Here is a 715-nt window from a genome sequence, read left to right on the forward strand (position 1 = left end):
CACTTCATCCTGTCTCTGTACCCCCGCCGCCCGCAGCAGCCCCGAGAGCTGGGGCAGCAGTTGCTCGGGCTTCATCACCCCCGCCATACGGGTGCGCGCACCAGGAGCCCGCTGCGGATAAACCAGGGCGGTTTTGACCTCGACGCCTTCACAGCGATGGGTGCTGGGATGGGGTTGTCCCGCTACCCGCACCCCATCCACCTCCAGCACCATCACCCGTCCCTCCCCCTCGGCCAAAGCCGCCCAGGCCCGCTCCTGCAGGCTGGCACAGAGCGTCTCCTCTAACGCTTTGCCGTAGGTCGCATGCAGCCGGGCCAGCCCCGCTGCGCTCACCTCCAGGCCGAAGGCGCGGCCCAGCTCCGCTGCCTCCTCATACGGCAGTCGGCCAGCCAGCTCCAGCAGCCGCTCCAGCACCCAGGGGGTATACCCACTGCCGTCCAGGCTCCCATCCAGCCGGTAGCTGTGTTCCCGTCCCGCCTCGTCCCGCAGCCGCTGTACCCTGACCTGGATAAACCCCCAGCTACCGCGTACCTGGCTGGTGCGTTGTCCCACCCTCCTCCACCCCTTCGGTAGCTCCAGGGGGGGAAGGCGCCTGGGTCTCTTCCACCAGGCCTTGCATCAGCGTCCTGAGGAGTTCCGGGTTATGTCGCAGCATGGCCCGTTCGATCTCCGCCAGTCCACTCCCCGCTTCCAGGCTTAGTTCCAGGTCTTCCAT

Annotated in this window: 2 protein-coding genes; both read right to left on the reverse strand. The window is 67.4% G+C overall.

Annotation, left to right across the window (positions count from 1 at the left end):
- A partial coding sequence (locus NW818_RS14035; RefSeq protein ID WP_414424914.1) for a hypothetical protein occupies window positions 1–552 on the reverse strand: 552 nt, incomplete at its 3' end.
- A partial coding sequence (locus NW818_RS14040; RefSeq protein WP_414424915.1) for a hypothetical protein occupies window positions 521–715 on the reverse strand: 195 nt, incomplete at its 5' end. The genes NW818_RS14035 and NW818_RS14040, both read right to left, overlap by 32 nt.

Source organism: Synechococcus sp. R6-5, from assembly GCF_047461775.1.
Classification (GTDB): Bacteria; Cyanobacteriota; Cyanobacteriia; order Thermostichales; family Thermostichaceae; genus Thermostichus.